Annotated in this window: 1 pseudogene; it reads left to right on the top strand. The window is 39.8% G+C overall.

Features of this window, described 5'->3' with window-relative positions:
* Nucleotides 1-90 precede the first annotated feature (90 nt).
* Nucleotides 91-590, top strand: a pseudogene (locus ACFOUY_RS21650) (hypothetical protein); the annotation flags it as partial.

Below are 590 nucleotides of genomic sequence, written 5' to 3'. Positions count from 1 at the left end.
GCTAATCCTTACACACATTTATCATTAAATAAATAAGATGTAACACACTGAATATCAACCATATACGGATTATTTTTCGTATTTTTAACCATGTTAAATCATTGTTATTCAGGTGTTTATAAAGGTTTTTTACCAGATAACCGCATTTCAGTTAGATTAGAAAATTGTTTGTCAGAATTGTTATCTTCGGGAACAGCAGTCATCAATCGGTTAGCTCCAACCCATTCCTTAAAAGCTGCCTTCTATCGTATGCTATCGAACAAGCGATTGGAACATGATGATATCCTGGAAGGTGGCTATCGGCTTTGCAATAGCACGTTAAATTCACTTAAACATGTACTGTGCATTCAGGATACTACAGAATTCAATTATCGTGGCATCAGAAACAAGTTGGGCGAACTGGATCCAAATATCGGCCCGACCGGAAACAAAGCTGTCCCGGGCTTTTTTTGTCATCCCATGCTGGTCGTGGATGCTGAAAGCTCATCCATCCAGGGCCTTTCCTCGGTAATTATCTACAACCGGACATGGGACCAAAAGGATAAAAACGAGCGTAATTATGCTCAGTTGCCAATTCAGGACAAGGAGTC

The sequence above is a fragment of the Pedobacter jamesrossensis genome (genome assembly GCF_042650905.1).
GTDB lineage: Bacteria > Bacteroidota > Bacteroidia > Sphingobacteriales > Sphingobacteriaceae > Pedobacter > Pedobacter jamesrossensis.
This window is presented reverse-complemented; position numbering and strand designations above follow the sequence as displayed.